This window comes from Actinoalloteichus sp. AHMU CJ021, from assembly GCF_002895405.1.
Taxonomy (GTDB): domain Bacteria; phylum Actinomycetota; class Actinomycetes; order Mycobacteriales; family Pseudonocardiaceae; genus Actinoalloteichus_B; species Actinoalloteichus_B caeruleus.
The window spans coordinates 3,852,095-3,866,142 of the sequence record NZ_CP025990.1 but is presented as its reverse complement, the minus strand read 5'-3'; the positions used below and the strand labels follow the sequence as shown (position 1 = coordinate 3,866,142).

Sequence of the window (14,048 nt, the reverse complement as noted above, 5' to 3'; positions counted from 1 at the left end):
TCCCATCCACGACAGGAGGTAACAAGGCATGCCCGACAGTCCGACGCCCCCGGACCCGCTCTTACCCGAACACAGACGCCGGCCCCTTCGCCAGGCCATCACGCTCACCCTGATCACCTCGCTGATCAGCGGGACCCTGGTCGTCACCCCGGCCGTCGCTCAGCCGATCGAGGTGGATCTCCCCGAACTCCAGACGGAACCATCGGTACCCGGATCAGCGCACCAGCCCAAGCCATTGCCCCCCAATGCCGAAGGCGAGAGCGCGGTTCCGCGGGCGGACTGGCCGAATCCGGCGCGCGTGGAGGTCGACCTCGACCAGGCCGTGTCACCCCGCGCCGCCACCGCCACGTTCGTGCGGGTGCCCGGCCTGCCGGTCCGGGTCGGACCGCCGGTACCCGAGGAGGCCACCGAGGGCGACTCCCGGGCCATGGCGGCGGAGCTGCCGGCCCCGGCCTCGGTGTCCGTGGAGATCCTCGACCAGGACACCACGACCAGCGCCGGGGTCCACGGCCTGCTGCTGCAAGTGGACACCGACGAAGCGGGGACGCGGCAGGCCCGCGCCCAGGAGGATGACGGCGGGAACGCCGCGATCAGCCTGGAGGTCGACTACTCGGCCTTCCGGGACGGCTACGGTGGAGACTGGTCCCGCCGCCTGCGGCTGGTGCGCCTACCCGACTGCGCGGTGGAACCAGCGACCGGCCAGGACTGCGGGACCGGCGACCCGGTCGAGGCCGACAACGACACCGAGGCGGGCACCCTGACGGCCCCGGCGGTCGCCGCACCGGGTCTCTACGCGGTGACCGCCGACGTGGCGGGTGACAGCGGCGACTACTCGGCCACCGAGCTCTCCCCGTCCGCGTCCTGGACCGCCGGCGGGTCGGCGGGCAACTTCACCTGGTCGTACCCGTTCCGGATGCCCCCCAGCCCCGGTGGGGCGCCCCCCGCACTGGCGCTGGGCTACTCCTCCGGCTCCGTCGACGGACGGGTCGCCTCCACCAACAACCAGACCTCCTGGGTCGGCGAGGGCTGGGACCTCTGGTCCGGGTACATCGAACGCCGGTACGTGCCGTGCCTGGAGGACCTCGCCCCGGGCCAGCCCCGCACCGGCGACCAGTGCTGGGACGGCGACAACGCCACGCTGGTGCTCAACGGCAGCTCCTCCGAACTGTTCCTGGACTCCGGCGGAACCTGGCGGATGGTCGACGACGACGGGTCACGGATCGCCCGCCTGACCGGCGCATCCAACGGCGACAACAACGGCGAGTGGTGGCGGGTGACCAGCACCGACGGCACCCAGTACGTGTTCGGCCGCAACCGCCACCCCGGATGGACTGCCGGGAAGCCGGAGACCAACTCCGCGTGGAACGTGCCCGTCTACGGCAACCAGGCCGGCGAACCCTGCCACGGTTCCACCTTCGCCACCTCGTGGTGCTACCAGACGTGGCGGTGGAACCTCGACCACGTCGTCGACCCCAACGGCAACGTCATCACGTACTACTACCAGAAGGAACTCAACCACTACGGTCGCGCGGCCGAGCCGTCACAGGGCACCGTGTACGCGCGGTCCGGGTGGTTGGAGCGCATCGAGTACGGCCACCGGTTGAACGACGAGTACGCGCCGGCCCCCGCCCGGGTCCTGTTCGGCGTGTCGGAGCGGTGCCTACCCACCGACACCTTCGCCTGCAACCCCAGCCAGCTGACCACCGCCAACGCCCACCGCTGGCCGGACACCCCCTACGACAACAACTGCGCGGCCGGTCAGACCTGCACCGAACTGATCACGCCGACCTTCTGGACGCGGAAACGCCTGACATCGGTCACCACCCAGATCCTGTCCGGGTCGACGCACACCGACGTGGACCGCTGGACCCTGACCCACGGTTTCCCCGCCTCCGGTGACGGCACCAGCCCCGCGTTATGGCTGGACACCATCAAGCACGAGGGCCGTGTGGGCGGCACCGCCGACACCCCCGTCATCGACTTTGACGGGGTGCAGCTGGTCAACCGGGTCGACGCCCTGGAGGGCTACGCGCCGATGTACAAGCGGCGCATCCAGACCGTGAAGAACGAGACAGGAGGCGTCCTCCAGGTCGACTACTCCGCGCAGGACTGCCGACGGTCGGACCGCCTGCCCACCCCGCACACGAACGCGTGGCGCTGCTACCCCGTGTTCTGGGCGCCACCCGGGCAACAGGTCGTGCAGGACTGGTTCCACAAGTACGTCGTCACCGACGTGGTCGAGGACGACCGCACCGGCGGCTCCGAACCGGTAAAGACCAACTACGAGTACGTGGGTCCCGCCGCCTGGGGCTACAACGACGACCGGTTCACCCCTGAGGACCGCCGGAGCTGGTCGCAATGGCGCGGCTACGAACGCGTACGGGTCACCGAAGGCGACGACAGCGGAACCCAGAGCCGAACCGAACAGGTGTTCCTGCGGGGCATGGACGGGGACCGCCGAACACCAACCGGAGGCACCCGGGACGTCGTCGTCACCGACTCCGAAGGCGGAACCACCCGCGACCACGAACGCCTGGCCGGATTCCTGCTCGAGGAACTGACCTACGACAAGCCCGGCGGCACCGTCCAGGCCAAGACCATCAACCAACCGTGGTTGCACGGGCCCACCGGAACCAGCGGCACCACCCGGGGCTACCTGACCGACATCCAACGCGTCCGCGGCTACACCCGCACCGACGACGGATGGCAGACCACCGAGGTCCGCCGGACCTTCAACGACCGCGGTCTGCTCACCCAGGTCAACGACCTCGGCGACACCAGCACCACCGGTGACGAACGCTGCATCCGCACCACCTACGCCCCCAACGAGGCGCGCTGGATGCTGAGCTACGCCAGCCGCATCGAGACCCTCGGGGTGTCCTGCGACGTCACCCCCAGCTTCCCGGAGGACCTGAACTCCGAGGTCCGCAGCTACTACGACGGAGCGACCGACCACGGCACGCCCCCCACACGCGGCAACGTGTCGCGGGTGGAGGAGGTGTCCGACTGGGACGGCTCAACCCGCGTCCACACGACAGTCCAGCGCACCGAGGTCGACACCTACGGACGGGCGGTCAAGTCGACCGACGCGGCGGGCAACACCAGCACCACGGCCTACACCCCGGCCACCGGTGGCCCCGTCACCGAGGTGGCGATCACCGACGCGCTCGGCCACACCACCACAAGCGAACTGCACCCCGCCTGGGGCGAACCGCTCGCCGAGGTCGACCCGAACGGCCTGCGCACCGACCTGGAGTACGACCCGTTGGGCCGGCTCACCAAGGTATGGCTCCCGGGAAACTCGAAGTCACGCGGGAGGCCGAACAGCGAGTTCAGCTACCTGGTCCGCACCACTGGCCCGGTGGTGGTGACAACGAAGGCCCTCCAGCACGATCGCAGCTACCGGACCAGCCACGAGCTGCACGACGGGCTGCTGCGCCCTCGCCAGACCCAGTTGCCCAGCCCGGTTGGCGGCCGGGTCATCACCGACATCCGCTACGACTCCCGTGGGCTGGCGGCCACCACCAACGAGACCTACTACAACGAGGACCCACCCGCGACCGACCTCCTGCTGGTCGACGACAACGTCGTCCCAGCCCAGACACGCACGGTCCACGACGGGCTCGGGCGTCCCACCGAGGAGATCTTCCGCAAGCTCGGCATCGAACAATGGCGCACCAGCTACCGCTACGGCGGGGACTGGACGAGCATCGCACCACCGGAGGGGGGAACGGCGACCCGGGTGACAAACGACGCCCGGGGCAACCTGATCGAGCGGCGCCAGTACCACGGCGGGGAACCAACCGGCGACCACGACACCACCACCTACTCGTACACCCCCCGGGGTGAACTGGCGTCGGTCGTCGACCCAGCCGGCAATATCTGGACGTACGAGTACGACCAGCGTGGACGGACCATCCGGACTGAGGACCCGGACCGGGGCGTGACCACCAACGAGTACGACACGCTGGGTCAACTCGTCCGGACAACCGACTCCCGAGGTGAGAGCCTCGCCTACACCTACGACGCGCTCGGCCGTCGAACCGGGCTGTACGCAGGCTCCACCGAGGGCACCCAGCTGGCGGCCTGGACCTACGACACCCTGTTGAAGGGCTTCCCCACCGCCTCGACCCGCTACGTGGACGGCAACGCCTACAGCACCTCGGTGACCTGGTACGACGAGGGCGGGCGGCCACAGCGCACCCGGGTGTCCATTCCCGCGTCGGAAGGCGAGTTGGCGGGCAACTACGACTACCGCACGACCTACAACGAGACCGGGCAGATCCGCGCCCAAGGAATACCTGCCGCAGGGGATCTGACCGAGGAAACGATCAGCCGGATCTACGGCGAGCTCGGCCTACCGGCCAGGACCACCGGCGTGTATGCCGACGCCGTCACCCAGGTGCCGTACGTCAGCGAGACGAACTACTCGGCGTTCGGGGAGACACTCCGCCTGCAGTTGGGGACGGGCACCAAGCGGTCATGGCTCACCTACTTCTACGAGGAAGGAACTCGCCGGCTCGACCGCATCGTCTCCCACCGGACAGCGGAACGCGATCTCATCTCGGATCTGCACTACAGCTACGACCCGGCCGGCAACATCACCTCGATCGTCGACCGCCCAGCCGGGACCGCGCCCGACCAGACGCCGGTCGAGACCCAGTGCTTCGCCTACGACCACCTCCGGCGGATGACCGACGCCTGGACACCCGGCGGCGACTGCGACGACGAGCGGTCGACAGCGGCTCTCGGCGGCCCGCAGCCGTACTGGACGTCCTACGAGTACGACGTCGTCGGGAACCGCACGAAGGAAACCCAACACTCCGCCGACGGTGACACGGTTCGGACCTTCACCTACCCCGAAGCGGGCGAGGCCCAGCCGCACACCCTCCTCTCGGTGCACTCCGAAGGTCCCGGTGGGGAGTCCATCGACGAGTTCGCCTACGACTCCACCGGAAACACCACCAGCCGCACCGTCTCCGGCACCACCCAGGCCCTGGAGTGGACCGAGGAAGGTCGCCTGGACACCGTCACCGGACCCGACGGGGAGGACACCTCCTACATCTACACCGCGGACGGTGCCCGTCTGCTCCGCAAGGAACCGGACGGTACGGCCACGCTCTACCTCCCGCAGCAGGAACTGCGGCTGGAGGACGGCGGAGTCACCACCACCCGCTACTACGACCACGACGGCCAGGTCGTGGCGGTGCGCAGCGGGGAGGACCTCTCCTTCCTCCTCGGCGACCACCAGGGCACATCGCTGACCGCCGTGTCGGCCAGCACCATGGAGGTCACTCGACGGCGGATGTCGTCGTTCGGGGACCAACGGGGTGACCTCGACGGGGACCACTGGCCAGGGGAGAAGGGTTTCGTCGGGGGCACGATCGACGAATCCACCGGCCTGACCAGTCTCGGTGCGCGGGAGTACGACCCCCACATCGGACGCTTCATCTCGGTCGACCCGATCATCGACCACAACGACCCGCAACAGCTGCACGGGTACGCCTACGCCAACAACTCCCCCGTCACCTTCAGCGACCCTGACGGGCTGCTCTTCATCGGGCCAATCATTCGTCGCTCTCAAGCACTTACTTCCAGAAATCTTTGGGATGCCATCGCGCGACTTCCCTTCACCAAAGCTGTCCCGATTATTAGGAGCTGGAACAAACGCCCTCGCTTATCCAGCCCACCGAGGCGTCCAACACCACGCGTCTCGAGTACGTACAACGGGCACAGCGCACAGCAGGTAGCGGCAGCACAGGCCACTTTGGCCGATACCCGCTCCGTCATCGATATCGTCCTTGATGCCGGCGGAACCATTCTTGCTGAGGTACTCAACCTAGAAACCATCAACGACTGCTTTACCAGGACCGATATCCTGGCTTGTGGTGTCATGTTGCTCGGATTCATGCCTATCAACAAAGTGGGCAAACTTCCTGCTGTCATCAAGGCCATCGATCGTGCCATCGGCCGCGTCCGGACCTGGCGGCGCGAACGCGACGAGGCCACCGCGCTGCTCCGCAGCGCCGGTTGCCGGGTCAACAGCTTCGTCCCCGGCACCCTCGTCCTCCTCGCCGACGGCACCCACAAACCCATCGAGGACATCCAACTCGGGGACGAAGTCCTCGCCTCCGACCCGGACACCGGGGAAATCGGGCCCCAACGGGTCGTGGCCACCATCACCAACGAGGGACCCAAGACCCTCGTCGACGTCAGCCACACCCCCAGCCCCGACCAGCTCCCGGGCACCGTCACCGCCACCGACGAACACCCCTTCTGGGCCGACGACCACGGCCACTGGACCCACGCCACCGACCTCACCCGAGGAGACACCCTCCTCACCCCCACCGGCGACCACACCACCATCACCCACGCCCACACCTACCCCCACCACCACCGCGTCCACAACCTCACCATCAACATCATCCACACGTACTATGTACTGGCCGGCACCACGCCGGTGCTTGTCCACAATTCCGGAGGGGCGTGCAAGGAAGTAACCCTGCCCAGGTTTGACAGTTTCGAACAAGCCCGCAACCAAGCGCTTGATCTGTTGGGTGAGGTTGATCCAGCTACGCGGAAGCCGTACCATGGACGGCTCGAATCTGCACCGACGACCTACGACAAGGTAGTGGGATTCACTACTCGGGTTAACGGTGAATACAAGCGATTCAGGATGGATTTCGACCCAGTGAAGGGCCCACATATCAACGTGGAAGTCGGAAAGGGAGACTCGGCGCGCAAGTGGGCAGTGCCATGGAATGGGACAGAAGACGATTTCGCGAGAATACTTGGTGGTAATTCATGACGCTCGACGATGTATACGGAACCAGACCAGACCTCCTACCCAAATCTATGGTTCGAGTGGTTCGCGCAGATCAGCAAGGTGACCGACTGCTAACTTGGGCTGGCCAGCCGGGCGTGCAGCTACTGAATCTGGATCAGCATCTCCAGTACGAGCGCGAAAGTCTCCGTCGCTACCCGCGCAGCTCCGACGGTGCGATCACGTGGGGCGCGGTGGCTGATGATTTGGTACTCAGATCAATGGGATCGGATTCCGTCCAACTAAGCTCAGTAGTCCAACAGTTCACCCCGATGGCTGGCAGCCTAATTTTTTTCTGGGCAAACCTGTCAATTCCAAGCATAGAAATGAGTCTTGAATCTTCCATCCTTCACCTGCCGGATATTGCAAACTCCGCACCGGAATTCTGGATCTATTCGCCAGGTGACCGCATTATGGTGGAAAGTTCATTCTTTGGCGTAGTGACTGTGGCACATATTCCTGTGGCACCAGATGGCCAAAATCCTACATAACTTTGTTTGGCGGCATCGCTGACGGCAACGTCAGCAGACGGTCACGGCTGAGGGTGGTGACTCTTCGGAGTCGTCGCCCTCAGCCAGTGCGTCGCTCAGGGTGTCGATGGCCTGGCGCTGGAGTCGGAGTCGGACGTGGGCGTAGACGGTGGCGGTGACGCCGATGTGGGCGTGACCCAACAGCTCCTTGATCACGACGAGGTCGATGCCTTGTTCCAGGAGCAGGGTGGTGGTTGAGGGGCGGAGGTCGTGGAAGCGGACGCGCCGGAGTCCGGCCCGGTTGAGGAAGCTGCGGAAGCGGCGGGGGAGGCTGGCCGGGGCGAGAGGTCGTCCGATCGGCGTGGTGAGGACGCGACCCTGTCACCTTAGTCCAGTTCTGCCGCCCTCCATGCTCCACATGGGATTGGCAGCATAAGCGCACAGCTCGCACTGACGGATTCTCCATAGGGAGTTAGCAATGAACGAGTTGTTTGAGGACGGAGACTACTACACGGGCCCCCCACTGAGCAACGACATGATTCTTCACGCAGAAGATTCTCTAGGACTGCGCCTCCCGGAAGGCTATGTGTCAGCTCTATCGATAAGGAATGGCGGAGTGTTGAAGCGGCGATGTTTCCCTACAGAGTTCACTACATCGTGGGCTGCCGACCATTTCGAGGTACGTGCACTTCTCGGAGTTGGAGGGACATGGGGGATTGATTCTTCTTCCGGCCTGGGGAGCGCAGACTCGATCGCTGAATGGGGCTATCCAGATGTCGGTGTAGTTATTTGCGACATGCCTTCTGGCGGACATGACGTTGTAATGCTTGACTACTCCCAATCCGGCCCGTACGGTGAGCCATCTGTTGCATACGTCGACGAAGACCGCATCCCTCGGACAGTAGCGGGATCGTTCGAGGAGTTCTTGGCTCGACTGATTCCCTATAGCTCGCCGATTTAGGTAGCGCCTTCTTCAAGGGGGTTCGACCGCCTCCACGAAAAGATGAAGGTCCCCTTCGCGCGGCGGCGGAGGGGACCTTATTTTCGATCGACGGGGTCACCAGTGGACGACGGCCACCAACCAGGAATCCCGAAATCAGGAGGTTCGAGCACTTCGCCTTATTTCGGCATCACACGTCCATTCTCCTGTAGAGTCCGAAACCTGCACTGGTGGGACGCGGTATACTACGCCGGACCCGGCTGGACGCGGGAGCTGGGCAACCTTCGATGCAAATGGGCAGTTCCAGTACTTCGGGCGGTATCAGACATGTTGGTAATCAAACCGTGGGATGCTCTGGCCCGTAGCGGTGCTGGGCTCGCTGAACTCCGGGAGGCCGTCTCGGGCGAGGCCGTGAGAACTGTTCGCTACGTGGCGCCGCGAGGGGAGGGCTGGCCCGAAGGGCATAGGGAAGAACGCGCTCACGAAGTCGACATGGCCGTTGAACTGGGCATGGAGAGCGGGGCCGTGCTGGTTCTATGCTGGGCAATGGATGGCGTCAACGAAGGCATGGCAATTGAATTCATCAGCCCCGAGGAAGCGGGCACCGATCTGCCCGGGAATCCGATCGACGTGAGTGACCACGTCGATTGGGGGAGAATCTTGGGTGCTCCGATCGCGAGTATCGGAATCGCCTGGCATATCCCTAACGAGGGATGCCCAGAGATGCCTTGGGCCTACAACTTCGGATTCCCTGACGGGTCGAACCTAGTCATTGCACTAGGTGAGGCTGAAGGTGCGGGATTCACGTATATGCCCGATGCTCTACTCGTGATCTTCGATAAGAACCTAGCGGCCGCCTACAAGAACCCGGGGAGCGCCACATCTTCGTTCGGGTAGACTGCGTTGGGTGCATGGTTTGATGCTTTTCTAATTCCTGGGCGATGTAATTCCTGAGGAAAGAAGGCTGAGAAAGGGGCCCACCGGAGCGATCTCCGGTGGGCCCCTTCTGCCGTTTGACGGCAACGGTGACGGCAACGTCAGCGGACGACGGCTGCGGTGGGCGGGTCGTCCGGGGCGTCGGTCGGGCCGAGGTTGCTGCCGAGGGTGTCGATGGCCTGACGCTGGAGGCGGAGTCGTACGTGGGCGTAGACGCCGACGTGGGGCGTGGCCGAGGAATTGCTTGATCAGTACGGGTTCGACTCCCCATTCCCGGAGGAGCGTCGTCAAGTGCCGTAGGTCGTGGAAGCGGACGCGCGCCCGAGCCTGACCCAGTAAAGAAGCGGCAGGTGAGGTCGGCAGGGTCGAGAGGCCAGCCGGTCAGCGTCGCGAGGATGAGCCCGCTCTCGCTCCAGTCCAATCCTGCCGTCCTCTGAACTCCCTGCAGGAATGAAAGCTTCAGCCGGGAGCAATACACCCCCTCGAAAGCCCGCAGCTGGGTGAGTCAGTGGGCGAGGCCTCCGACTCGGGCGCGCCGGACGAGCGAGCGGCGGATCGTGACGGCGGCCGGCCCCGATGGTGAAGACGAGGTCTTCCCGAGGGGAGCCGGGTGCGGTGCCGGATGGGTTCGTGCTCGGCTCCCAGGCTCGGACTCCATCGAGCCGAGCTAGGCACTCAATCAGCTCGCTCCAACACTGGGAGCCTGAGCAGCCGGGCACCTCCCCCGTCACCTTCAGCAACCCTGACGGGCTGCTGTACCGCTGGTTGAACCTCCAGGCCAAGGCCATCGTTGAGCGGTTACGCAGAACAGCGCTTGGCAAGGCCGTCACCACGGTCGTGCGCAGTGTGCTATTGCTCGGCAAGCGCGTCCAGGCACAGCTGCATTCCCCGCGATCCACTCCACAGCGGTCCACACCGCGCGTCTCACGCACCTACAACGGATACACCGCGCAACAGGTCGCTACCACCCACGCCACCCTGGCCGACACCCGCTCCGTCATCGACGTCGTCCTCGACGCAGGAGGAAAGGTCCTGTCCGAGGTCCTCGGCCTGGACGACATCAACCACCGTGTCGCTCCGCAGGGCCGACACCTCGGGAGGCCCCGGAGTCCTCGACCTGCTCCGCCGGTGCGGGGTCGGGACGCTGCCCAACACGGCCGGGTGCCGCAGCGCGGCGGAGGCGGTGCTGACGGCCCAGCTCGCCAGGGAGGCGCTCGACACGAACTGGGTCAAACTGGAGGTCGTCGCCGACGAGGACACGCTGCTCCCGGACCCGTTCGAAACGCTGGACGCGGCCGAACGACTGGTGGCCGACGGCTTCACCGTCCTCGCCTACACCAACGACGACCCGGTACTCGCGCGCCGGCTGGAGGACGCGGGCTGCGCGGCGGTGATGAGGGGACTCGAACCCCTAACCACTCGCTTACAAGGCGAGTGCTCTGCCAGTTGAGCTACGTCGGCGGGTGACCGCGCACGCCCCAGGGGCGTCGCGGTCGCCGACCACATCGTATCGACACCGCGCACGCCCCCGGAACCGTCCCTTCGAACCACCGGACGACCGGGCCGGCCGGAGGGGAAAGCCGCGAGGCGAGTGGTCCCCAGGCGGAGCCCGTCCCCCCGGCCGCGACCCGAATGCCCTCTGAACAGCGGTGGAGCCGACGAGGGGACCCGAACCCGTCACCACTCGCTTACAAGGCGAGTGCTCTGCCAGTTGAGCTACGTCGGCGGGTGACCACGCACGCCCCAGGAACCGTCCCTTCGAACCACCGGACGACCGGGCCTCGCATGGGGCGGCGGGGGCCGGGATCGGGCGGGAGGAGCGGGCCAGCGACGGGGTCAGCCTCCCCGCGCCACCACCGCCGGTCGCGGTCGGCTCACCGCCCTGGGAGCCCCGCCACGCCGGTTGCCGCCCGTCCCCGTCGCCCCGACGGTCCTGATCCCGGCACCGCCGGCGCCCGGGAGCCGCCACGGGCACGGCCGCGCCGGGGTGGGCGATGGGGCTCCGCCCCGGCGGCCGACCCAGGCGGAACACCTTCCACGACGGCTCGGCGGACCACCCAGCCCTCACCGGCGGGTGTCGACCCGCGGGGACACCGACGGGCGTTGGTACCGGTGCGGCGGCCCTCCAGTCGGGGGCGCGCCCCGCCTCGTGGTGATCCGGAGCGGAGGGCCAGGAACGCGACTCGGGTGCGGGGCACCGACCGCGTGCCGGCGGTGGGCCGACGAGCGGGAAGCGGCACGGCCACGTGGAGCGCCCCGGCCGGCGGACGACCGGGCCGGCCGGAGGGGAAAGCCGCGAGGCGAGTGGTCCCCAGGCGGAGCCCGTCCCCCCCGGCCGCGACCCGAATGCCCTCTGAACAGCGGTGGAGCCGACGAGGGGACTCGAACCCCTAACCACTCGCTTACAAGGCGAGTGCTCTGCCAGTTGAGCTACGTCGGCGGGTGACCGCGTACCTGAACCGGGCCACTGAGGTCGCCACCGAGGTCGCCCCGAACGTCGACATCCGGCCGGAGACCCGGATGGAGGGTCCAGTGCCAGCCTTGATCGAGTTGTCCCGACAGGCCCGACTGATCGTCCTCGGCTCTCGAGGCCGGGGCGGCTTCTCCAGCCTGCTGGTGGGCTCGGCCGCCACCGGACTCGCCGCCCACGGGCACAGCCCGGTCGCCGTGATCCGTGGCAGGACCCCCACCGGGCCGCCTCCGGAGACCGGGCCGATCGTCGTCGGGGTCGACGGGTCCCCCACCAGCGAACGCGCCATCGCCTTCGCCTTTGACGAGGCCGCGTTCCGGGACGCCGACCTGCTCGCGGTGCACACCTGGGTCGATGCGGCCTTCGAGAGCGATTTCGAACTCACCAGGAACATGGTCGACTGGCAGGCGGTGGAGGCCACCGAGGAGCGGGTACTGGCCGAACGCCTCGCCGGCTGGCAGGAGCGGTACCCGGACGTTCGGGTGCGACGCATAGTGGTGCGAGACCGCCCCGCGCCGGGCCTGTTGAGCCAGGCCGAACGGGCCAGGATGATCATCGTGGGCAGCCGGGGCCGTGGAGGCTTCACCGGCATGTTGTTGGGGTCCACCAGCCGCACCCTGCTGCACCACGCGTCCTGCCCGGTCATCATCGCGCGGCCGGAGGACCAGTCCAGCAGGCGGGCCAGTTCACGGACGAAGAACGGGTTGCCGCCCGTGCGTCCGCGCACCGCCGCCGCCGTCGCGGCGTCCACGGGGCGCCCGGTGATCGAGCTGACCAACCCCGACACCTCGTCCCGGTCCAGCCCGCCCAGGGCCACCCGGACCGGTTCGGCTCGCGCCACCTGCCCCAGGAACGTCGTCAGGGGCGGCGGTGGGTCCGTCGTCCGGTAGGTGCCCACCACCAGCACGGGGCCGGTGACTCCGCCGTTCACCAGTGAGGACAGCAGGCGGAGCGTTTCCTCACCCGCACGGTGGAGGTCGTCCAGCACCACCAGCACCGGCCCGTGCGCCGCCGTCTCCGCCAGGAACCGCGCCACCTCCCGATGCCACCGGAACCGGGCGGCCACCGCGTCCCCGGCCCTCCGCCGGTGCCGTTCCAGTTCATCCCGCCACCGGGAGTGCCGCCACCGTAGCCGCCGCCCCCTCCGCCGCCGCTACCGCCGACACTGGGCACCGAGGGCGCGCCACCGGGGATCCCGTTCCCGATGGACTCGGGGTTGGTGGTGCCCTTGGCGGAGTAGGTGGTGCTGGGGACCTCCTCGAAGGAGGGGACGGACATCAGAACGTTGTTGGTCTCGTTCTGGTAGGTCTGCATGACCTCGCGGGCGGCGTCGTTCTCCGCTTCGTAGGCCTCCATGCGGTCACCGTGCCCGGTCCAGTTGGAGGGGAGGATGACCTCGAACCCCTCCTTCTTGGGCTCGTCCTGCCCCTCGGGGATGCTGTGGACCGCTGAACTACGGTGCAAACCCTGGGTGGAAATGCTTTGGCCGATCGCCTGAGCCTGGCTCGACGCCTGGTCGGTGTAGGTGACCAGCGGCAGGGTGGAGGCTCTAGATGCTTCTGCTGCCTCTCCTTGATGGGCGTCGGCCGCGCGAGCCATGGCACCCTTGATGAAGTTCGCTAGGTCGCCGAAGCTTGTGCCGACATTGTTCCAAACTGTGTGCGCTTCAGCGTGGCTGCCACCATGGCCCACACCGTTGATCTCCGTGTGCAGCTGCTTGGCGTTTTTCCCGCCGAAGTACTCACACGTGGTCTCGAGATGCATGTGTGCTACTCCTGAGATGCGTGAGGAAGATCGTCTATGATGGCTTGGGCCACGTCAGTTGCGTGAAGGCAGACATCTTCTACCTCGCGAATATTGGCGTCGACGAAAAGCACTTGATTTTCGGCGACGCCCACGAACAGCGGGCACCGTGCGGGATCCTCGACTTTGTTCGCGTGGAGTGCGGGGTAGTCGCCGACTGTGCGGTGCTCGGAAACTGCATATCCGGATGCTGTTTCATAGGCCGTCGAAATACTCAGTTCTGGCATTGCCGATACGGTGACGCCCGAGTATTCGTCCTCGATGCCCGACAATAGGCAAATTTCGCCATCGGCGGTCGGGTCAGTAACATTCGCGCGCAGGTCCTTGGATTCTGGATCGAACCCAGTGGCTCGCGCTGCCTCGTCTGATAGCAAATCGCACGGCGCTATGTCTGAGAGGTCAAGTGGCGTGGATATCTGCAAAGCGGACTGTGAGGAACTGTCCCCATCTTCGATTGCCGTAGCAGAGTTCGTCGGAGCCAGCTCTGAGGGTTCAATGTTAGCCCCTTCGCTGCCTCCTGTCTCCGCGCTGGAGCACGCGGCAACCAGAAGTATGGAGGGGGTCAGGAGGGCTAGGCCAAACTTGCGGCGATGCGGTACCACCATC

At 66.4% G+C, this 14,048-nt stretch carries 8 protein-coding genes, 2 tRNA genes and 1 pseudogene; 5 read left to right on the top strand and 6 right to left on the bottom strand.

Features of this window, described 5'->3' with window-relative positions; translation table 11 throughout:
• The first annotated feature begins 28 nt into the window (after positions 1-28).
• The gene (locus tag C1701_RS16760) at positions 29-6,808 is read left to right on the top strand and encodes a polymorphic toxin-type HINT domain-containing protein (RefSeq protein WP_103056192.1); all 6,780 of its coding nucleotides are present in this window, start codon (positions 29-31) and stop codon (positions 6,806-6,808) included.
• Positions 6,809-7,344: 536 nt separating this feature from the next.
• Here C1701_RS16760 and C1701_RS16755 read toward each other — a convergent pair.
• Positions 7,345-7,650, bottom strand: a complete 306-nt coding sequence (locus tag C1701_RS16755) for a tyrosine-type recombinase/integrase (protein ID WP_337662304.1) — start codon at positions 7,648-7,650, stop codon at positions 7,345-7,347.
• 121 nt (positions 7,651-7,771) lie between these two features.
• Between C1701_RS16755 and C1701_RS16750 the strand changes: the two genes are divergently transcribed.
• Positions 7,772-8,254, top strand: a complete 483-nt coding sequence (locus C1701_RS16750) for an SMI1/KNR4 family protein (RefSeq protein WP_103056191.1) — start codon at positions 7,772-7,774, stop codon at positions 8,252-8,254.
• A 471-nt stretch (positions 8,255-8,725) separates the two neighbouring features.
• Positions 8,726-9,130 carry a hypothetical protein gene (locus C1701_RS27575; protein WP_337661752.1) on the top strand — a complete coding sequence of 135 codons (405 nt, stop codon included), beginning with the start codon at positions 8,726-8,728 and terminating at the stop codon, positions 9,128-9,130.
• Positions 9,131-10,093: 963 nt separating this feature from the next.
• On the opposite strand, the gene C1701_RS27570 is transcribed toward C1701_RS27575, so the two are convergent.
• Entirely contained in the window at positions 10,094-10,237 is a 144-nt protein-coding gene (locus C1701_RS27570; protein WP_337662326.1) for a hypothetical protein, read from the bottom strand.
• On the opposite strand from C1701_RS27570, the pseudogene thiG reads away from it, so the two are divergent.
• Positions 10,224-10,595: pseudogene (gene thiG, locus C1701_RS16740) on the top strand (thiazole synthase); the annotation flags it as partial. The gene C1701_RS27570 and the pseudogene thiG sit on opposite strands and share 14 nt — an antisense overlap.
• A gap of 224 nt (positions 10,596-10,819) precedes the next feature.
• Here the strand turns inward: thiG and C1701_RS16730 are convergent.
• Positions 10,820-10,895 (bottom strand) — tRNA-Thr (locus C1701_RS16730).
• 638 nt (positions 10,896-11,533) lie between these two features.
• Positions 11,534-11,609 (bottom strand) — tRNA-Thr (locus C1701_RS16725).
• A gap of 2 nt (positions 11,610-11,611) precedes the next feature.
• Between C1701_RS16725 and C1701_RS16720 the strand changes: the two genes are divergently transcribed.
• Complete coding sequence (locus C1701_RS16720; protein WP_337661751.1) at positions 11,612-12,529, top strand: universal stress protein; 918 nt, start codon at positions 11,612-11,614, stop codon at positions 12,527-12,529.
• Positions 12,530-12,566: 37 nt separating this feature from the next.
• Here C1701_RS16720 and C1701_RS27565 read toward each other — a convergent pair whose 3' ends face one another.
• Entirely contained in the window at positions 12,567-13,403 is an 837-nt protein-coding gene (locus C1701_RS27565) for a hypothetical protein (RefSeq protein ID WP_337661750.1), read from the bottom strand.
• 5 nt (positions 13,404-13,408) lie between these two features.
• The gene (locus C1701_RS16710) at positions 13,409-14,047 is read right to left on the bottom strand and encodes a DUF3558 family protein (RefSeq protein WP_103056189.1); all 639 of its coding nucleotides are present in this window, start codon (positions 14,045-14,047) and stop codon (positions 13,409-13,411) included.
• Between the last annotated feature and the right edge of the window lies 1 nt (position 14,048).